The 20550-nt window shown below is 35.3% G+C and carries 21 protein-coding genes; 15 read left to right on the forward strand and 6 right to left on the reverse strand.

Features of this window, described 5'->3' with window-relative positions; all coding sequences use genetic code 11:
* Positions 1 to 48: 48 nt before the first annotated feature.
* The 3 genes from ACVYAD_RS09720 to ACVYAD_RS09730 all read left to right on the forward strand — a co-directional run bounded on the left by ACVYAD_RS09720 (position 49) and on the right by ACVYAD_RS09730 (position 2127).
* Positions 49 to 354 (forward strand): monooxygenase, encoded by a 306-nt coding sequence (locus tag ACVYAD_RS09720; protein ID WP_476426104.1) that lies wholly within the window; start codon positions 49 to 51, stop codon positions 352 to 354.
* 293 nt (positions 355 to 647) lie between these two features.
* Positions 648 to 1505, forward strand: coding sequence for an ABC transporter ATP-binding protein (locus tag ACVYAD_RS09725; RefSeq protein ID WP_476426106.1), 858 nt, complete (start codon positions 648 to 650; stop codon positions 1503 to 1505).
* A 4-nt stretch (positions 1506 to 1509) separates the two neighbouring features.
* On the forward strand, positions 1510 to 2127 hold the full coding sequence (locus ACVYAD_RS09730) for an ABC-2 transporter permease (protein ID WP_476426107.1): 618 nt from the start codon (positions 1510 to 1512) through the stop codon (positions 2125 to 2127).
* Between the two features lie 45 nt (positions 2128 to 2172).
* Here ACVYAD_RS09730 and ACVYAD_RS09735 read toward each other — a convergent pair whose 3' ends face one another.
* Both ACVYAD_RS09735 and ACVYAD_RS09740 read right to left on the reverse strand, forming a co-directional pair.
* A complete protein-coding gene (locus ACVYAD_RS09735) occupies positions 2173 to 3807 on the reverse strand; it encodes a hypothetical protein (protein ID WP_476426109.1) in 1635 nt (544 codons plus the stop codon).
* 2 nt (positions 3808 to 3809) lie between these two features.
* On the reverse strand, positions 3810 to 4586 hold the full coding sequence (locus tag ACVYAD_RS09740) for an ABC transporter ATP-binding protein (protein WP_476426110.1): 777 nt from the start codon (positions 4584 to 4586) through the stop codon (positions 3810 to 3812).
* 219 nt (positions 4587 to 4805) lie between these two features.
* On the opposite strand from ACVYAD_RS09740, the gene ACVYAD_RS09745 reads away from it, so the two are divergent.
* Together ACVYAD_RS09745 and ACVYAD_RS09750 are read left to right on the forward strand one after the other, a co-directional pair.
* Entirely contained in the window at positions 4806 to 5507 is a 702-nt protein-coding gene (locus tag ACVYAD_RS09745) for a class I SAM-dependent methyltransferase (RefSeq protein ID WP_476426112.1), read from the forward strand.
* 11 nt (positions 5508 to 5518) lie between these two features.
* A complete protein-coding gene (locus tag ACVYAD_RS09750; RefSeq protein ID WP_476426114.1) occupies positions 5519 to 5689 on the forward strand; it encodes a GrpB family protein in 171 nt (56 codons plus the stop codon).
* 188 nt (positions 5690 to 5877) lie between these two features.
* Here ACVYAD_RS09750 and ACVYAD_RS09755 read toward each other — a convergent pair whose 3' ends face one another.
* Complete coding sequence (locus tag ACVYAD_RS09755; RefSeq protein WP_476426116.1) at positions 5878 to 7089, reverse strand: hydantoinase/carbamoylase family amidase; 1212 nt, start codon at positions 7087 to 7089, stop codon at positions 5878 to 5880.
* A gap of 5 nt (positions 7090 to 7094) precedes the next feature.
* Positions 7095 to 7790 (reverse strand): L-2-amino-thiazoline-4-carboxylic acid hydrolase, encoded by a 696-nt coding sequence (locus tag ACVYAD_RS09760; protein WP_476426117.1) that lies wholly within the window; start codon positions 7788 to 7790, stop codon positions 7095 to 7097.
* 138 nt (positions 7791 to 7928) lie between these two features.
* Between ACVYAD_RS09760 and ACVYAD_RS09765 the strand changes: the two genes are divergently transcribed.
* The 4 genes from ACVYAD_RS09765 (at position 7929) to ACVYAD_RS09780 (ending at position 12932) form a co-directional block, all read left to right on the forward strand.
* Positions 7929 to 8810 carry a LysR family transcriptional regulator gene (locus ACVYAD_RS09765; protein ID WP_476426119.1) on the forward strand — a complete coding sequence of 294 codons (882 nt, stop codon included), beginning with the start codon at positions 7929 to 7931 and terminating at the stop codon, positions 8808 to 8810.
* An 86-nt stretch (positions 8811 to 8896) separates the two neighbouring features.
* Entirely contained in the window at positions 8897 to 10339 is a 1443-nt protein-coding gene (locus ACVYAD_RS09770) for a sodium/proline symporter (protein WP_476426120.1), read from the forward strand.
* 237 nt (positions 10340 to 10576) lie between these two features.
* On the forward strand, positions 10577 to 12025 hold the full coding sequence (pdxR, locus tag ACVYAD_RS09775) for a MocR-like pyridoxine biosynthesis transcription factor PdxR (protein ID WP_476426121.1): 1449 nt from the start codon (positions 10577 to 10579) through the stop codon (positions 12023 to 12025).
* Between the two features lie 4 nt (positions 12026 to 12029).
* Positions 12030 to 12932 (forward strand): D-alanine--D-alanine ligase, encoded by a 903-nt coding sequence (locus ACVYAD_RS09780; RefSeq protein ID WP_476426123.1) that lies wholly within the window; start codon positions 12030 to 12032, stop codon positions 12930 to 12932.
* Between the two features lie 94 nt (positions 12933 to 13026).
* On the opposite strand, the gene ACVYAD_RS09785 is transcribed toward ACVYAD_RS09780, so the two are convergent.
* On the reverse strand, positions 13027 to 13866 hold the full coding sequence (locus ACVYAD_RS09785) for a YitT family protein (protein WP_349659466.1): 840 nt from the start codon (positions 13864 to 13866) through the stop codon (positions 13027 to 13029).
* Positions 13867 to 14239: 373 nt separating this feature from the next.
* Between ACVYAD_RS09785 and ACVYAD_RS09790 the strand changes: the two genes are divergently transcribed.
* A complete protein-coding gene (locus ACVYAD_RS09790; RefSeq protein WP_349659465.1) occupies positions 14240 to 14680 on the forward strand; it encodes an SRPBCC domain-containing protein in 441 nt (146 codons plus the stop codon).
* 152 nt (positions 14681 to 14832) lie between these two features.
* Positions 14833 to 15396 carry a cupin domain-containing protein gene (locus ACVYAD_RS09795; protein WP_476426126.1) on the forward strand — a complete coding sequence of 188 codons (564 nt, stop codon included), beginning with the start codon at positions 14833 to 14835 and terminating at the stop codon, positions 15394 to 15396.
* A 64-nt stretch (positions 15397 to 15460) separates the two neighbouring features.
* Here ACVYAD_RS09795 and ACVYAD_RS09800 read toward each other — a convergent pair whose 3' ends face one another.
* Complete coding sequence (locus tag ACVYAD_RS09800) at positions 15461 to 16930, reverse strand: serine hydrolase domain-containing protein (RefSeq protein ID WP_476426325.1); 1470 nt, start codon at positions 16928 to 16930, stop codon at positions 15461 to 15463.
* Between the two features lie 352 nt (positions 16931 to 17282).
* On the opposite strand from ACVYAD_RS09800, the gene ACVYAD_RS09805 reads away from it, so the two are divergent.
* The 4 genes from ACVYAD_RS09805 to ACVYAD_RS09820 all read left to right on the forward strand — a co-directional run bounded on the left by ACVYAD_RS09805 (position 17283) and on the right by ACVYAD_RS09820 (position 20517).
* Positions 17283 to 17807 carry a GNAT family N-acetyltransferase gene (locus ACVYAD_RS09805; RefSeq protein WP_476426128.1) on the forward strand — a complete coding sequence of 175 codons (525 nt, stop codon included), beginning with the start codon at positions 17283 to 17285 and terminating at the stop codon, positions 17805 to 17807.
* A 469-nt stretch (positions 17808 to 18276) separates the two neighbouring features.
* A complete protein-coding gene (locus ACVYAD_RS09810) occupies positions 18277 to 18870 on the forward strand; it encodes an NADPH-dependent FMN reductase (protein WP_386828594.1) in 594 nt (197 codons plus the stop codon).
* Positions 18871 to 18955: 85 nt separating this feature from the next.
* A complete protein-coding gene (locus ACVYAD_RS09815) occupies positions 18956 to 19894 on the forward strand; it encodes a ring-cleaving dioxygenase (RefSeq protein ID WP_476426130.1) in 939 nt (312 codons plus the stop codon).
* A 14-nt stretch (positions 19895 to 19908) separates the two neighbouring features.
* The gene (locus ACVYAD_RS09820; RefSeq protein ID WP_476426131.1) at positions 19909 to 20517 is read left to right on the forward strand and encodes a flavin reductase family protein; all 609 of its coding nucleotides are present in this window, start codon (positions 19909 to 19911) and stop codon (positions 20515 to 20517) included.
* The last annotated feature ends 33 nt before the right edge of the window (positions 20518 to 20550 follow it).

Here is a 20550-nt window from a genome sequence, read left to right on the forward strand (position 1 = left end):
TTTGTATAAAACTAATTGTTATAAAAAATCAATAAGGGAGTTTTAATCATGAAATATTTATTACAGGTTGATTTTACAATGGACGGCCCATTCGGCGAAGAAATGTCTATGGCATTCGTTGATTTAGCAAAAAGTATTAACGAAGAGCCGGGTATGATTTGGAAGATTTGGACTGAGAATGCCGCGGATAAAGAATCTGGCGGGATCTATTTATTTGAAACCAAAACAGATGCTGAAAAATATTTAGCTATGCATTCAGAACGATTAACAAGTTTCGGTATTACCAATATTCGTGGGAAAATCTTCGAAGTGAATGAAGTATTATCAACAATTAATAATGCTCCGATTAAATAGTTTCCTAGCTAATGAAGGTCATCAGTGGCAGCTTTATCAACTAAATAACTCAGAATTGAAAACATGAGATTGTGATTTAACAGTCTCATGTTTTTTTTGAGCTCAATAATAATTTATTACTTGCAAAATAAATCCGATATGTATATATTGTATATAGAGTATATACACATTGTTTTTGTGGGAATTTCGAGAAATACGGACTTATTATATTTGTTGGAATAAGTTCGTTCATTTCGCGAAAGAAACGGATACTCAATAAAATGCCTTACATTATTGTATACGGAGGATGGATGATGGAAAATGTTATTGAATTACAGAATATTCATAAATCTTTTAAAGGATTTCAGGTAAAAGATTTTTCTATTAACGTTAAAAAGGGCTATGTAACTGGATTTATTGGGGGAAATGGTGCAGGTAAATCAACAACGATCAAGTTGATTATGAACTTATTACAACAAGATAGTGGTACTGTTTCATTATTTGGTATGAAATATAAGGGACATGAAAAAGAAATAAAAGAACGTATTGGGTTTGTCTATGATGAAAATGTCTTTTATGAAAATGTTACGTTAAAGGATATGAAAAAGATTATTAAACCAGCCTATAAAAACTGGGATGATAACACTTTTCAATATTATGTTGAAAAATTCGAACTACCATTAAATAAAAATATGAAGACTTTTTCGAAGGGAATGAAGATGAAAGCTTCGTTAGCTATTGCTCTAGCTCATCATGCAGAACTAATTATTATGGATGAGCCGACTGCTGGGCTCGATCCGATATTTCGTAGAGAGTTACTAAACATTTTACATGAGTTAATGCAGGATGGGGAAAAAACAATTTTCTTTTCGACACATATTACAACAGATTTAGATCGTATTGCAGATTATATTACCTTTATTCATAAAGGAGAACATATTTTTACGAAAGAGTTTTATAAAATTGAAGAGGAATATGCCATTGTTAAAGGGAAGTTAGATTTATTGGATAAAGAAACGGAACAAGAGTTTATTTCAATCAGAAAAACGAATACAGGCTTTGAAGCATTAACAGCTGATAAAAATCGTGTGGCAAACATATTTGGGGACTCTGTTATTGTGGAAAAACCAACGCTTGAAGATATTATGTATTATACGAAGAAAGGATGGTAACTGTATGTTTAACCTTGTACTTAAGGATATTTTAATACAAAAGAAATTGATTCTATTTTACATTGCAACTATCATACTTTATTTAGTGGCAGATATTTCATCCCTAATATTAATAGGATTTGTTTATAGTGTAGTATTTATAATGAGTGCTTTTTCTTATGATGAAAAAGATAACGCGAACATTCTGCTTAATTCGCTACCGTATACGAGAAAGGAAATTGTCAGTTCAAAATATATAGGTTCACTAATATTTGCAACAATATTTATATTCATTGTTTATGTCGGTAATTTCCTCTTGAATGGAAAAGAAGTGTTGTTTATATGGAAGGAAATGTTGCTTATTTTTGGTCTTGTTATGATCGCTATTTCATTTTTGTTACCAATTGCATATAAATTTAAATCGCAATTTTTTATGATTGCTTCAGGTGCTTTATTTGGTATCTATATGTTAATAATTAATACCTTTATTCCTGATTTTAATGATAAATTAAGAGCGTTAATACAAAAGTTCATGACTTTACAAGAAACGCAAATGTATTTAATAGCTATCTTTACAATTGTTATATTGTATATTGGATCGTGGCTACTTTCTATTCGTATATATGAGAGAAAAGCATTTTAAAAATTTTTTTGAAAAAGTTCTCAGAAGAAAAACGGCATGAGCCTATCATGCCGTTTTTGTATGCTTAAACGCAAGTTTCCATAGTATAAAATTTGTGAAGACAAGCACGAGTAAGTAGATGATTGCACCATAAGAAATATGAGCTACCATGACGTAATGCAGTCCCGCTAGAACACCTAAAGGGAGAAGCAATATAAACGTTTTCCAACTCTGGGCATCGCCAACTTCATTATAAGGCTTTGTGAAAGGAATCTTGCTTCCCATTCCGAGGTAACAAATGACTGTGTACATGCAGCTTGCTACTAAAACCGCCAGTAAATCTGGGATAATTCTCGTACCATAAATGAAGCAGAAAATGATGCTCAGAACAATATACAATGGAATATACAACTTAATCAAAAAAGCTTTTAAGCTACCTTTTTTTAAGTTTGTATAATCTTTCATTGGAAAGACTTTATAGATCCAAGCTGCTTTATATTTTCCTGAATGCCCGAGCAAAAGCACAGCTGTCGGAATAATTAGCATGCTGAAATAAATATTTAAATAGCCCATGCTAACGGAATAATCAATAGCTTCGTACCTTGAAAAAGAAAACATAAAAATAAATGGAATGACAAAGGAAAACCCTAAAGATGGATATACTTTTAGTTTAAACTCTCGCTCCTGCTTCATCATAAGGGAGGCGAAGCGGTAAAAAGCTCTTTCTTCATTCGTTCTACAAATGATTGTTAACAAAAGCGTCTTAAGTCGATTGTTCTTTTCTTTTTTCGATTTGCTTGTGTTTAATAGTTTTTGTAGATTCCGTTCAAAGGTTGGAATTAGCTTTAGGTAAAGCCATATCGAGATGATTGGCATGACGACAGCTAAAATACTAAATATCACCGTAAATAAAGAGGTGTTACCGTTTAGCAGTAACTCATAAGGAGCGGCAAACCACATAGGAATGAGAAAAACACTCCACCAATGAAATGTTACGACCATATCGAAATTGACGAATTCAAAGGATCTAATAAGAACTTGATAGCCAATCATCAGCATTAAGGATAAGCCGATTTGTACATAATTGATGATATCTTTCAGCTTTTCTCCATCAAAGAATCTTAAAATAGCAATATATAAAACAGCAGTTAATACGACAATAAAAATATTAATTAAAACTAGTAAGAGCAACGTTAAAATAAAGAATACAATTCCTTGGCTGAATAGGCCAACGACTAGGGAGATGGCAGTAAAAGCAATCGTTAAATACGTCAAGTAGATGAAAATATGCATAAACTTGGCTGCATTGATCGTTCTAGCAGAGATAGGCTTGGTTGAGAGAATGCTTCTGTCCCGTACATCCAAAAGTACGGAAGAAAAATCAGAAATCAATGTTGTCGTGATGATAAAAATAATCATGGCATATGCAATACTCATCTGGAAAAGATAGTTTTGACCAAATCCCATAAAAGGAATTAACATAAGCCCAAATAAAACATAAATCCATAAAGATTTGATGTAGCCGTATTTTTGATCTTCTTTGTTTTTATTTGATGCTTGGTTAAATATTGTCGGTACTTTGCGCTCATCCATTGTTAGTTTAATATGGAGGATCTTGCGCATGATGTCGTAATCGACGCCCATTTTCACAAAGATAAATTGAATTTTATCAAGCAATTGTAGGATTTTGAAATCTTTCATGATCATACCTCTTGTACAATAGAAACGAATTTCTCGCCAATTTCCTGATGATCATGGAAGCCTGTCAATTGGTTGAAAATTCTTTCCAAAGTTCCTTCAGTATTGTCTGCCTGTAGTTGGGCAAATGTCCCGTCGGCAGCAATTCTCCCATCATTCAACAGGATGATACGACTACTGATTTTTTCGACAACATCCATGATATGAGAGGAATAAAATATTGTTTTTCCTTGAGCAGCCAGTTGAGTCAAAATTTCTTTGAAAATCATCACACTATTCGCATCTAACCCATTGATTGGCTCATCTAAAAATAACAAGTCGGGATTATGTATAAGGCTAGCGATAATTAATAGCTTTTGCCGCATCCCTTTTGAATAAGAAGATATTCTGGAATGATACGCTTCTCCAACACCGAACAATTCCATTAAGGATTTTGATTTATCTGCAGCAACCTCTAATTCAAGACCATAAAGCTGCCCGATGAAGGTTAAATACTCATACCCCGTTAAATTATCATAAACGTCTGCTATCTCCGGTACATAGCCAATTCTTCGTTTATATTCAAGGCTGTCTTTGCTGATATTTTCTCCGAACAGTTTAATTTCTCCACCGTAATCACCTTCAATTCCTAAAATGATTTTGACAGTCGTACTTTTACCAGCACCGTTCGGGCCGATATAGCCAATGATTTCACCTCTCGAGACGTGCAAGTCGATTCCTTTTAATATTTCCTTGCTACCATAACTTTTCGTCAAATTTGTAATCGTTAAGATTTCTTCCATGTTGCAACTCCTTTCGGTTTTTTCACTGTATCTTATGTTTAGTGTAATTGATTTAGAGAAAATATCCATAAATATAATAGTAAATTTAGAAATGTATAAATATACCTTTAATGAATTGAGAATGATTCATTTTCAGCATCGTCCAACTTTGTTTTATAATAAAGAGATGGAATATTTGGTTTTTTTGAAAATACGATAGGTGCAAACGGGAGGCGTAAAATGCTAATCAAATCAAATGAACAATTGTTAGGAGTATTAGATAATTTATTACGTGAACCGCAAGGGTTTTGGAATGAATTTTATGATCAAACATTTGAAAAAATCCCCTTTTTTATTAATAAACCTGATGAGAACTTAGTAAGCTATTTAGAAAAAAAGATGATCCGTCCAAATAAAGTTTTAGAGTTAGGTTGTGGTGCAGGTCGAAATGCCATTTACTTAGCAAAGCAAGGTTGCTCAGTTGTTGGTGTTGATATATCGGATCATGCATTGCAATGGGCGCAAAAAAGGGTTGATGAAGCAGACGTAAATGTGGATTTCATTTGTACTAATATTTTTGAACTGAATTTTCAAGAAGAAAGCTTTGATTTTATTTATGATTCGGGTTGTTTTCACCACATAGCCCCTCATCGTCGTGTGACGTATATTGAATTGATTCACAAATTATTAAAACCTAATGGATTCTTCGCTTTATGTTCGTTCGAGGAACATGGTGCATATGGTGGTTCTGCCATCACAGATGAAGAAGTTTATATTAAACGTAGCTTAGAAGGCGGATTAGGGTATACCAAAAATCAGCTAAGAGATATCTTTCAGTCATTAGAAGAAATTGAAATACGAAAAATGTTAGCCAAGTCTGATGAAGACGAATATTTTGGTTTGGAAGGATTTTTAGTAGGTTTATTTAAAAGAATTAATTAGGTGGTCAGCTGATGGGGAAAATTAGGGTTCAACTGTCTGAGTATAATTCAAACTGGGAACAACAATATGCAGATGAACAAAACAGAATTAAAGAAGCTTTAGGCGATAAAGCTAATCGTATTGAGCATATTGGAAGTACATCGATAAAGGACTTGAAGCAAAACCGATTATTGATATTCTAGTAGGGGTACCGAGTTTAGAGGAAGTGGCGACATATACGAAAGAAAAAGAGCCGTTTATTAAAATGATTATCATGAAAGCAAAGGAGGGAGGGTTTAGAGAATAAACACTCGAAATTTGCTTAAAAGCCATCCGAAAATGACGTTACGGATGGCTTCTTGTTATATTTTTCTTCTATTATAATAGTATGCTATTTAGCAAGCTCTACTACAGTATCGTAAAAAATATTTGTGGCAATGACAATATCCTCATCTGAACTATATTCTAATGGGTTATGACTAATGCCATCTTTTGAGCGGACAAATAACATACCGATTGGTGCAATTTTTGCAATATTCATGGCGTCATGCCCAGCACCACTTATTAAGGAATAAGGTTGAATTCCCTGCTTTTCAATGCTGGCGGCTAGTTGCTGTTGTAGCATGGCATCCATCTTTGCTGGTTTGATACGCTGTAACACTTTCGATGATAGTGTTACATTTCTGTGCTCAGCAATTCTTTGAAGTTGTTGTAAAATAGCATTTTCCAAGGTGCTGATTTTTTGTTCGTCAATATCACGAAGATCAATTGTAAATGTAACTTTGCCAGGAATAACATTTGAGCCATTTGGTGATACATTCAGTTTTCCGACAGTAGCTACAGAATCGGATGTAGCATTTAATATTTTTTCAATGGCTAAAATCATTTCACTTGCAGCGGTTAGGGCATCCTGACGAATCATCATGGGTGTTGCACCAGCGTGCTCACTAACTCCTGTTACTGTCACCTCTAACCATAAGGGCGCTGCGATGCCCGTCACTATACCAATAGGTAAGCCTTCATTTTCTAATACTTTGCCCTGCTCAATATGCATTTCTAAATAGGCTTTTATGTCATTACGTTGTGCTTTTATTAAAGGAAGAGGTGATAATTGGAATTCTTTCATCGCTTCTCCAATGGTAATACCTGCTTCATCGGTGTGTTGTAATCGTTGTTCTGTTAAAAGGCCTGCCATAGCACTACTGCCGATTAAACCAAAGCCAAATCGTGTGCCTTCTTCATCCTTAAATACGACAACCTGAATTTTTTTTGTGGATAAAAGCTGTTGTTCATGAATGGTTTGGACAACTTCGATTGCCGCCAGTACGCCTAAGGCACCATCATATTTTCCACCCTCTGGTACCGTATCAATGTGAGAGCCGAGCATAATGGCTTCGTCTCCTTCACCATATGTGCCAATGATATTCCCAACCGCATCAACAGTGACCGTCATACCTGCCTCTTCCATATACAAGGTTATTAATGCAATTGCCTGTTGTTCCTCTAGTGTAAAAGAAAAACGATTAATGCCACCTGTTGATTCATTTTGTCCAATTTTACTTAATTCATGAAGATGCTGTAGTAGTCGATTGCCATTAATCATGAGAATCACTCTTTCATTTGAAATTGGAAATGGCATTGACCTTCACGCAATACAAATTGATCGTGTACCACTTCAAAATTTTCATTATACCCTTTAGCTATTGATGGATCGATTACTTTACAATAAAGAATACCGTAGTTATCCATATCGTCATCTGCCCACTGTTGACCAAATGGACATCTTGTAAATGTTTGTTCAACTTCATTTTCCTTATAAATCGTATCAATTTCAAATAAATCACTGCGACCCATATCATAATTTGTTAAGTAATTTTCTACAGAATTTTCTAAACCATTGGTGCGTGCTCGTTGGGCAATGCCTTCACCACGTTTGTTACCGAATCGTTCGACTGCGCGCATAATGACTTGTTCACCTTGATCACCATATTCATCAACGACTTGTTTAGCGATTTGAGCAAACATTTTTGAAAAGCGGGCATACGTTGTTAAATTAGCAAATTTTTCTTCTCCTACAACACTTTGAGGTAGATATTCAAAGAAAGTATGATTTTCACCTTCTGCTGTTGCTTTTTTCGCCATTGCTTCAGCATCCTTTAAACTAAAGGCCTCTAATCCTTTTTGAACTAACTCACGACCATGCTCCCCATATTGTTCAGTAATAGACAGATGTAATTCAGTAAACATTTTTGCTGTAATCACATCCATGGATAAAGCTTTCATCATTAATTTTTCATCTGCCATACTAGTAGCCCCCTCTCAACATTTCTTATTGATTTACTAGGAATTTATTTTTATTATAGAGTGGGCTGTTAATATAAATCAAATGAATATTTACATAATCGAATATGAAAAAAAATCATAAAAGGAGTTTGAATACCTATGGCGACATTAGCACAATATATCGCATTCCATACGCTTATTGATACAGGGAATTTCACTGAAACTGGATTGAAGCTAAATCTTACACAGTCTTCTATTAGCCATACCATCAGTAATTTAGAAGCAGAACTAGAGTTATCTCTTATTATCCGCAATCGCAACAATATCGTTCTGACAAGTGAAGGAAAAATTGTTTATGAGCATATCTCAAAAATTTTACAGCAACAGCAGCAGCTTGAGACTGCAGTGGCCAATTTAAAAAATCTCATTGGAGGCACATTGTCAGTTGGAATTCTTCCTAGTGTTTCGCTCGTTTTATTACCAAAAGTGTTAGCGTACTTTGAACAGCATCATCCTAACTTAAGCATTCGCTTGATGGAGGGAGATTATGATCAAATTGAGGATTGGCTGCATAATGGTGTTGTGGATATCGGTTTTTTAGTACAGCCAAATTCGAAAAAACTTGTATTTGATGCTGTTTTTGATGATGAACTTGTTTGTATTATGGCTAAGGATCATCCTTTAGCGAATGAGGAAAAACTTTATTTAGAGCAATTACAACATGAACGTTGGATTATGCCGAAGCTCAATATTGACCGTGATGTTTCGCGTATCTTATCCGAACATAAAATTCAACCTAATATTGTTTATGAACTGTCTGTCGATCAAGTAATTTTGACAATGGTCAATGAAAATTTAGGAGTTTCAATCGTGCCAAATTCGCTTTTGCTTCATGCACCAACTAATCTAATCCGAAAAAAAATTTATAAATCGTATGTGAGACATGTCGGAATTGCGCACAAACACAGTATTCATCTTTCTCCAGGGGCTTTAAAATTTGTGGAAATATCGAAATATTTTGCTTCTTCTTTGCAAGTATAGCTATTGACAAACAATAAGTTCCGCTCTACTATCTGATAAAACCAATTGGTATTGTTTACTTTAATCAGGTGGAGGAATGAAAAGTCATGCATACTATTGTTTATGTGGAGATATTTATATATTTAATTGCGATGCTTGGAATAGGGATTTATTTCAGTAAGAAAGATTTGTCACATAACGATTACTTTCTAGGAGGGAATAAGTTGCCTGGCTGGGCGCTGGCTTTTTCTGAGCGAGCTACTGGCGAATCAGCTTATATGTTTTTAGGGGCAATCGGCTTTATTTATGTAGTCGGATTATCAGGTATTTGGATATTATCAGGTATGCTATTAGGAGTTATTGCTTCGTGGTTATTTTTGTCAAAACGCTTTATGATTGAGCAACAAAAATATAAGGTCAATAGTTTAACAGATTATATCGCTATCAAATTTCCTAAACATGCAGATATAATTCGCTGGTTAGCTTCGGCAGTTCTTGTGTTATTCTTTGTTTGTTATTTGGCTGCTCAATTTTCAGGTATGGGGAAAACGATTTATTCATTTTCTGGCTTTAATATTACATGGGGAACAATTATTATTGCTGCAATAATAATTGCCTACTCTTGTATGGGAGGATTTATGTCAGTCGTGTGGACAGATACTATCCAAAGCTTTTTAATGCTTATATCATTCATCATTGTGCCTATTGCAGCTTACATGGAAATTCAGCATCAAGGCTTAAGTGTTTCGACAGAGCTTGCAAATATGGGCAATGGTGCAGATAGTTGGGTTGGTGGCTTAAATGGACTGGCTTTAGGAGCTATGTTATTTACCAATCTGTCTTGGTTTTTTGGCTGGTTAGGGGGACAACCTCAATTGAGCTCTCGTTTTATGGCTATCACAACGGAAAAAGAACGAATTATAGGTCGCAATATGGCCATTATATGGACGCTGATTGTTTATGTTGGCGCCTTTTTATCAGCGATTTTCGCTTCAACTTTATACAAACAAGGATCAATAGAGGATCCAGAGATGATTTTGCCTCATATGGTATTTGAAATCTTACCACCTTGGGTTGCAGGTATTATCGTTGCAGGTATTTTAGCGGCCATTATGTCAACAGCTTCATCACAATTATTAGTAATCACAACGTCCATTAGTGAAGATATTATCCATAAAACATTACGTTGGAATATCTCGAGTAAAAAATTAGTTCACCTTTCACGTCTTGTAGCGGTTATCAGTGGTATTGTCGGTATTATTATTTCGCTAAAATCAGGCTCTGTTATTTATAATCTTGTGTCCTTTGCATGGGCAGGCATTGGCAATACGTTTTCAGTTATTATTCTATTAATCTTTTTCTGGAAACGTATTTCAGGAATAGGTGTGATTGCAACAATTATTGTTGGTTTTATCAGTGCTATCGCTTGGTCACTTTCACCACTTGAAGCGATTATCTCTGCCAAAGCAGCAACGTTCTTTATTTGCTTAATCGTTGGTATTGTCTTTTCTCTAGTGTGTCCCGATACAGAGGAACTTCAGTTTGATTGAATGTAATTATAATAAAAAAATTATCTTTAAATAACTTTGTGAATGAATATAACTTCCATTTTGATTTATTTTTTTCAAAATGGGAGTTTTTCTTTTATTATAAACACAACGTTTGCAATAAGGAATTTAATTTATATGTTGTTTCTTCGAGCAACCACTTTGAAAGAAAAATATATATGGCGTGGACCTTTTAGGTTAAATGTTGTTATGTAAAAATAAAGCAAGGGGGTCAAGGAAATGTTTAATGATTTTAAGCTTATCGATGATCGTCCGGTTTATATTCAGTTAAAAAATTATTTGAAAGAAAAGATTATGAAGGGACACTTGCTGGAGCATCAGAAGCTTCCATCAACCCGTGAACTAAGTAAATTATTATTGGTCAGTAGAAATACGGTACTGAATGCATATGCAGATTTAGAGCAAGAGGGCATTATCTATGCGATAAAAGGAAAAGGAAACTTTGTGGGGAAGGTCGCAACATTGAAAGCACCTTCCATCGAGCTTAAATGGAAGGAAAGGCTTAATAAAGCTACCTTATTAGCTGATGAATTAGATTTAATGAAGCAAGATATTCACTGGGAAAAAGGCATGATTTCCTTTAATAGCGTTGCCCCCGAAGAAAAGCTTTTTGATGTTGAAAATTTTAAAAGAGCCTTTCTGACTCGGATGTCCCTTGAAGGAGATATCGTTTTGAATTACGGATACGCAAAGGGTTATAAACCGTTAATCGAGTACCTTCTTCACTATATGGAAATGAAGGGCGTAGATATTTCCAATAAGGATATTTTGATTACGAATGGCTTTACCGAGGGATTGGATATTTTATTATCTTCCTTAGCGAAAAAATCTGGACGTGTTATTTGCGAAAATCCTACTCATCATGCGGCATTAAAGCTTTTTCGCTTACATGGATTTGACATCCACGGAATCGACATGAAGGATGATGGTATCGATATTGAACAAGTTGAGAGAAGCTTGTCGGAAAAGGAATTTGATTTTGCCTACTTAATCCCGTCTTATCATAACCCGACAGGCATTGTTACATCCTCTGAAAAAAGAGCTGAAATTATTAAGCTTTTTTCACAATATCAAATTCCAATTGTAGAGGATGGCTTTAATGAAGAATTACGTTATTCAGGTTCGCATTTAGCACCGTTAATGACTTTTATCGGTGAGGGCAACAATGTTATTTATATCAGTAGCTTTTCTAAAATTCTTTTTCCTGGCTTACGTGTTGGTTGGATATTAGCAGATAAGGAGCTCATCAATTGTCTGGAAAGTATGAAAAGAGCCCGTACTATTCATACATCGACACTGGATCAGGCTGTCCTTTATCAATATTTACAGGATGGCTATTTTGAAAAATACTTAAAAAAGGCTAAGTTCGTATATAAGAAAAAATATGAACTAGCCCGTCAAGCATGCCATCAATACATTCCCTTTAAGAGAATGACAGGAGATGGTGGATTGCATCTCTTTATTGAGCTAGAAGAATGTATGAATGCACGTATATTATTGGAAAAGTGCTATCAAAGGGGAGTTGTTTATTATCCTGGAGATGTTTTTTACAGCAATGGCGAAGGAAGTAACACATTTCGCTTAGGATTTTCTCGGCTAACAGAAGAGGATATTGTGCGTGGTATTAAGATTATTGGAGATACCTTGAAAAATGAAATGGGGAGTTGAAAATATGAAGGTTGGCGTGATAATGGGGGGCGTTTCCTCTGAAAAGCAGGTCTCGATTATGACAGGGGAAGAAATGATTGCTCATTTAGATAAGAGTAAATATGAAGTTGTACCAATTGAATTACATGATAAAAAAGAGCTTATAGAAAAGGTGAAAAACCTCGATATAGCCTTGCTAGCGCTTCACGGAAAATTTGGAGAAGATGGAACGATTCAAGGTGTGCTAGAAACGTTGGGTGTTCCATATACCGGAAGTGGGATGCTATCTAGCGGTATTTGTATGGATAAAAATATATCGAAAAAAATCTTACGTTATGAAGGAATTGAAACTCCAAATTGGCTTCATCTTTCGAATATTGAGGAGCTTAAGTGGGATGAATTAGACAAAATGGGATATCCGTTAGTAGTAAAGCCTAATTCGGGTGGCTCCAGTGTAGGGGTAAAAATAGTTTATGATAAAGATTCTTTACTCACTTCAGTTGAGGAAGTATTCAATGGGGATGCTGAGATCATTATTGAGAAATATATAAAGGGTGAAGAAATAACATGTTCTATTATAGATGGTAAGCTTTTACCGATTATTTCGATTCGCCATACAGCAACATTTTTTGATTACAAGGCGAAATACGAAGATGCTGCAACGATAGAGGAGGTTGTAGAACTTCCGCCAGCCATACATGACCGAGTTGCTAACGCTGCAAAGGCCAGTTATGACGCATTAAAATGTAGTGTTTATGCCAGAATTGATATGATGCTCAAGGATGGAATTCCATATGTCATGGAGGTAAACACATTGCCAGGAATGACAAAAAATAGCTTACTGCCAAAAAGCGCATCCTCGGCAGGAATGTCTTATACACAACTTTTAGATACGATTATTGAAACTTCCTTACAGGTTAGAGAATAAAGGGTTCAGTGAAGTATGGATGGCTAAAAAACACCTTTAATGTTGATAAGGGATTGAACTCATTTTCAACAAAAGGTGTTTTCTCAGTTGTCTTTTAAGCCTTTGATAATTCAATAAATCCATGTCCAAAGACATCTCGTACATCATGAATGGCAATAAAGGCATCCTTGTCTATTTCTTTGACGATTTTCTTCAGTTTTACAACTTCTTGTTTACTAATGACAATATACAGAATTTCTTTTTGCTCCTTCGTATAATAGCCATGACCTGATAGGACTGTCACGCCTCGATTCATAAAACCATTTACATGACTGGCAATCTCTTCTGGTTTTTTCGAAATGATTGTAACAGCTTTTTTTGGATTCACACCTTCAATAACAAACTCCATCACCTTAGTACCGACATAAAGCATAATAATAGTAAGCATTAATGCTTCTGCCCCAATAATAAAATAAGATGAAAAAGCAACGATTAAATCAAAAAACAATAAACCATAACTAATACTCCAGCCTAAATATTTATTGGTCATTCTAGCTAAGATTGTTGAACCTGCTGTTGTTCCACCAACTCTTATAATTAAGCCTATGCCAACTCCAGCGAACACTCCGCCAAAAATAGTATTCACGATAATTTCATTTGAAGAAATTGACCACGATTCTGTTAAATGTAAAAAGAGCGAATGAAGGGATACTGCAATAATCGTATAAATAGTCGTTTGTCTACTTAAAAATTTATAACCAACTGCTAATAAAGCTGCGTTTAACACAAGGCTTACAATACTAGGCGACCATCCGAACAAATAATAAGCAATGATTGTTACACCTGTTACGCCACCTTCACCTAAATCATTAGGTATAACAAATAAGTTTACAGCTAGTGCAAAAAGCAACGCTCCGACCGTAATCATTAAAAAATCCATACTGAACTTCTTCATATATACACCACCAAACAAATTGATTATTCCTAAATACATACTATATCAAGTTCTAGTCAAATTATATACTTTTTGGAATGTTCATTTTTGATAAATCTATAATTGATAGTATGTCCTTTATCAGGGGAAATATCGAATTGGAGAGATTGTTTACAAGGCTAGTATTAAACATACCTCTCGAAGTGCTATTCTTCATTTTGGAGAATCGTACTTTCTTTACACTACATTTTCAAAATATAACCTTACATATGGTGAATTAAGAACTGTGTGGGAATAGTAAAGAAGGAAATGGGGAAATTTTAGAAAGAGTTTAACTACTTACAGCAAATGTTTTTGTACCGAGTATAATTTGATAAAAGGATGATGATTAATAATGAATACTGACGTAATTACCAAATTAAAAATCCATAAGCCTGCAAGTGAAGTATTTGAAGCTATTGTATCTCCAAATAAAATCGGGGGCTTTTGGTTCTCAAGTAGTTCAGAGAGATGGGAAAAGGGAAAAAAGCTTACTTTAAAATATGATGAGTATAAAGCAGAGGTTGTTATTACTGTGCTTGATATCGAGATAAATAGGACTATTGCGTTTACTTGGGGAGAAGAACATGGGAACGGAACGATGGTTACAATTACACTTACGGGGGAGGATTCAAATACAGTTATTAAAGTAGTTGAATCAGGATTTAAGGAAGAAAACCCGGATGTAATAGCAAAAATGATGGAACAAAAAGAAGGCTGGGTGTATACATTAACTTGCTTAAAGGGATATTTAGAAAACGGAATAACTACTTTAAGAGCATCGTTAATTCATTAAGAGAATTTTGATGTATAGACCCGTTGTAACAAGTGGACTCCTTAAAGCTATCAGTAGTTCAAAGTGTTATGTCTAACGATGATGTTAAATGGAGTACAATTCCTTAGCAAGCTGCATAGGATGTTCTTATAATGTGTGAGGGGATTGAGAAAATGTACTACATTCCTTATTACGGAAACATGCCTATGTATAACTATGGAGATCACCTAGTTTATTGGACACTTCCTTATCAGGTAGGGTATGCGAACAGCGCTGAACCTTCTCGTTTTTCCAATGGTGGAAGTATTGAATTTAAAGATTATGGAGCTCAGCCACTTGTCATCGATCTTGAAAATGCAACAAAGCAAAACGATACGTATCGTACGGCTTTGTGGACGGGAAAGAACTTACAGATTACTTTAATGAGTATTAATGTTGGTGATAATATTGGTTTGGAAGTACACCCAAATGTTGAGCAATTTTTATATATTGAACAGGGTGAGGGACTTGCTCAAATGGGCCCTAGTAAAAGCAATTTAAACTACGAAAGAAGGGTCTATGAAAATTATGCCATAGTAGTACCTGCTGGAACATGGCATAACCTCACAAATACAGGGAATGTGCCGCTCAAGCTTTATTCGATATACGCTCCTCCTAACCATCCGTTTGGTACGGTACATGTTACGAAAGCAGATGCTGAGGCCTCGGAAGCAGGATATGAACATGGCGATGAATAATCAATTTTAGATATGTAGCTTTTTCCTCGATCATACAAGTAGAACTACAAAAGACAACTCCTACTTAGAGAAGTTGTCTTTTTTGTCGTCGTTTAAATGAAATATATATAGAAAATAAGCCGTTCAAAGTTAAAAGAGTAACCATCATTATAGTCAAAAATGCAATATCAGGAGCAAAATATCTAATCGTATGCCAAGGTGTTTCTATACTATAGCTTAATAATGGAATTGAAATCATGGCTAAAACTAAAAGTATGAAACCGAATATAACCAACACGCCTCTTTTATTCACGTTTTTAGCTTTAACCTTTATTAAAAGATAAATAAACATCACAAAAAGTAAACAGATTATAGCAATTGCTATGATTTGTAATGTTGGTTTATATTTAGGTGCGTCAACAGGCTCTTTCCCATTTAAAATATTGATAATCCCTTGTTTTAAGTAAAGAAGGGACTTTTCCTCTAATATATGACTTTTGTTAGTGAGAATCACACCGCCCCAATCGGTTTCTGGTAGATAAAATACTTCTGAGCGTGCGTCAGGATTTGAACCAGAATGCCATATCATTTCTTCTTTAGATTCAGGATAGGAGATTCGTACACCAAGGCCGTAATATCGAGATTTACTAGTTCGAACAAACGGTGATATATAAAGGTTCATCGCATTTTTACTTAAAAAATTGTTTTGCTTATGTTGACTAAGAAGTTTAATATACTGCACCATGTCTGTTGCACTTGCCGTTATATATCCATACGGTGCACCTCCATTATCATAGGTGACTGCACTTTTGACAGGGTGACCAAGCCATGATTGATAACCAGATAAGTATCCATTTTCATAGGCCATGCTACTATTAGCGGCTGCATTTTTCATCCCTAATGGAGAAAAAACTTGATCCTCCATATATTCAGAAAATGTTTGATTAGTCACTTCTTCGATGAGAGCGCCAAGAATAGAAAAGTTAGCATTACTATACTGATGCTTTTCTCCAGGTGCAGCAGTCAGTTTAATATTCGATAAACTTTCTACATTTTCCTTTATAGCACTCAAATCATTAGATTCTTTGTCCGATATAGATAAGCCAGAATAAGTGCTTATCCCACTTGTTTGGGTAAGCAAATGTTTAATCGTTATTTGGGAAGCGGCCTTTTTATCTTTAAGTGTAAACCAGGGCATATACTTTTGAACGGGATCATCTAATTGAATGGTGCCTGCATCAACCAATCTCATGATGGCTAAGCCAGTTAACGACTTACTGATAGAGCCGGTTACAAATGGAGTTTCAGCAGTTATTTTTTCTTCGGATTCTCCAGTTACACCCCACGATTTAGAGTAAAAGATATTATTTTTATGAACGATAGCAATAGATGCTCCTGGAATTCGTTGCTCTTCCAAAAAGTTTTCAACATAATTGTCTATAGTACTCTTAATGTCTTGTTCTGCAGCGGAGATTTGTGAGACTGATAGAAATAGATTGAATGGAATTAATAATAAACAAACTAAAATAGCTTTATATAGCGGGGTTGTTTTCATTGTCGTTTTCACCCATTTCCTCCAAAAAATTTTCCCTTCATAATTGATTCTATGAAGTAAATTTAACAAAAGCCCATCACCAAAACGTGTGGTTGATTTCCGTTCCTCTACCGCTGATTCCCAAGGAGTCACCCAGCCGTAACGAAAATCAACTTATATGCATGATATACATTTTAACAAATACCGTCCCTGACTTTTGATGAATAGCCAAAAATATACACTTCTTTAAAGTATATGATATTTGTTGTGAATACTATTCGAAGAACAATAGAATTTAAAAGTAACGTATCTACTTAATCCAACTCTACGCTATAATGATGAGTCCAATTTTATGCAATGGAGGGTAATAAGAATGGAATATAAACTATTCGAAGATGAAATTGAAGATTTAGTGGAGTTATTAACTCAAAACAAGTGGATTTATCATACTGAACAAAATGTGAAAGAGGAATCCGTTCGAAAAGGGTATGCAGAAGGATACTATTACAGCGATCGCGAGACGTATTGGATCATTGATAATGAAGAAAAGGTCGGGATTATTATAATTCATGACATAAAAGATACAATCCCTTTATTCGATATCCGTTTAAGTACACGTTATAGAGGAAAAGGATACGGAGTAAAAACACTCCTTTGGTTACAAGACTATCTGTTTGGAGAAAAAGGTAAGATTCGTATCGAGGGATATACGAGAGTCGATAATATCGGTATGAGAAAATGCTTTACGAAAGCTGGCTTTGTGAAAGAGGGCTATTTAAGAAATGCCTGGGAAAATGCAGATGGGACTATAACTGATAGTATCCTATATGGTGCAATAAAAGATGATTGGATTTTAGGTAGAACAACTCCTATTAAGATGGATGATGTACCTTTTTAAAATAAAGTATAGGTTGAAAAGGATGATGAGAAAGAAGAGACTTATATTGGGTGAAAAGTAAACAAACCTATTTAGGATGGATATTCTTATCATGTTAATTATAGATATATTACTATTTTAGGTCAGCTTGTCTATTCGTGAGGAGCTGTTGATTTTTCACGGAGAGTGGCGACTCCTGCGGGATGAGCTTGGGCGGAAAGCCCCGCAGGAACGGAGTGACGAGGAGATTGAAGCCAAGCCCGCGGAAAGCGCCAACTCGGAGTGAAAATCAACTTTTGCTTATTGATACGCATTATTCTAGATTTATTCCTTAGCTTTTTTTATATACAAACATGTTGACGTAAATTAACCCATCGTGTTATTATTATCTCGAATTCAAGATAACTTAATTCAAGATAAACGAATTCGAACCTTTTAATCCGTGTAAAAAGTAAAATTTAACGTTTTACAGCATAAGGAGGTAATCATAATGGGTTTTTTAAATAAATTATTTGCTTCAAAAAAAGAGGAGGAAAAAACAATGGCAGAATTAAATATCGGAATTATTATCGGATCAACACGTGAAGGTCGTGTAAGTCCGCAAGTAGCACAATGGGTAAAAGAAATCGCAGATCAACGAGGAGATGCTAATTATACAGTTATTGATATTGCAGATTACAAATTACCTTTACTAGGTGAGCCAGGGCAAGATGCTTCAGGTGCACAAGCTTGGTCAGAAATTATTGCAAAACAAGATGGATTTGTATTCATCGTACAAGAGTACAATCACTCTATTACGGGTGCTCTAAAAAATGCACTAGATTATTTACGTGAAGAATGGAACAACAAAGCTGCAGGTATTGTTTCTTATGGCTCTGTAGGTGGTGCACGAGCAGCTGAACATTTACGTGGTATTATGGGTGAACTTTTAATTGCAGATGTACGTGTACACCCAGCATTGTCACTATTCACAGACTTTGAAAATGGTACTGATTTTAAACCAAAAGAAGTGCAAACAGATTCTGTTAACCAAATGTTAGATCAATTAATTCCTTGGTCAAAAGCTTTATATACAATTCGTTAATAATCATGTTCAAAGATTGAGGTAGAACGGTATTGGGTAAAGTATAGGTGAGAAAATACATTTAGTCATGAAGGGGCTTGTTAACATGAAAAAACATACTGCGGGTATTCACCATATCACAGCTATTGTAGGGCATCCACAAGAAAATATTGATTTTTATGCTGGTGTACTAGGCTTGCGTTTAGTTAAACAAACAGTAAACTTCGATGATCCTGGCACATACCATCTTTACTTCGGTAACAAAGGTGGTAAACCTGGTACAATTATTACATTCTTTCCATGGGCAAATGCTTATCAAGGACGTATTGGTGATGGCCAAGTTGGTGTAACTACTTATGTTGTACCAGAAGGAGCACTACCATTTTGGGTTAATCGTCTTGCGAAATTCACTATTCCATTCCAAAAAGCTGAACGCTTTGGTGAACAAGTATTACAATTTGATGATCCACACGGACTTCATATTGAATTAGTGGCACGTGCAGAAGGCGAATTGAATGAATGGACATTTGGCGAAGTAACTCCTGAGGTTGCCATTAAAGGATTTGGCGGTGCAACACTGTATTCAAGTCACCCAGAAGAGACAGCAAAAGTATTAACTGAAGTTATGGGTCTTGAAAAAGTAGCAGCAGAAGGCGAGTATACTCGTTACAAATCCAGCGCAGATATTGGCAATACAGTGGATTTAAAAGTTGTTCCTGGTATGCGCGGTCAAATGGGCGTTGGAACAGTTCATCATATTGCCTGGAGAGCACAGGATAATGTGGATCACCTAGAATGGCAAGAGCACGTAATGAATCATGGACAACATGTAACCGAAGTGAAAGATCGTAATTATTTTAATGCGATTTATTTCCGTGAACCCGGTGAGATTTTATTTGAAATTGCGACAGATCCACCAGGATTCGCTCATGATGAGACACCTGAGACAATGGGAAGCCAATTAATGTTACCATCTCAATACGAACAGCATCGTGAACAATTGGAAAGAACATTAATTCCAATCGAAGTGCGTGCACTTGATTAAAGGAGATGGGACGTTTGATTTCAATTGATCCTAAGGAAAATACAGAGCGCGAGAATTATAAGTTATTGATTGGCAGTATTATTCCGAGACCTATTGCCTTTGTTACGACGAAGTCAGAGCAAGGGGTCATCAATGGCGCGCCTTTTAGTTTTTTTAATATCGTGTCTTCCAATCCGCCGATGATTTCTCTAGCTGTTCAAAGACCAAATGAGCGCTTAAAAGATACTGCTCGCCATATTCATCATCAGCAACAATTTGTTGTGCATATTGTAGATGAGGATAATGTTAAGCAGGTGAATGAAACAGCCGCGTCCTTACCTGTGACTGAAAGTGAGATTGACCGAGCGCAATTTACATTAATCGATAGCCAATTGATATCTATACCAGGTATTCAAGAGGCGAAAGTTCGAATGGAATGTCGTTTAGTACAGTCGATTCCTTTAATGAATGGAGACGAACAGACAGGTGATTTGTTTATTGGTGAAGTCGTACAATATCATATAGATGAGACCATTTATAATGAAGGACGAATTGATCCAAGAAAACTAAGAGCAGTTAGCAGACTTGCCGGCTCAAATTACGCAAAAATTGGAGATATATTTGAGATAGAACGTCCTGATTAAAATAAAATGCGAAAATGTTGGTATAACAGCATT

This window comes from Lysinibacillus sp. G1-3 (assembly GCF_056322905.1).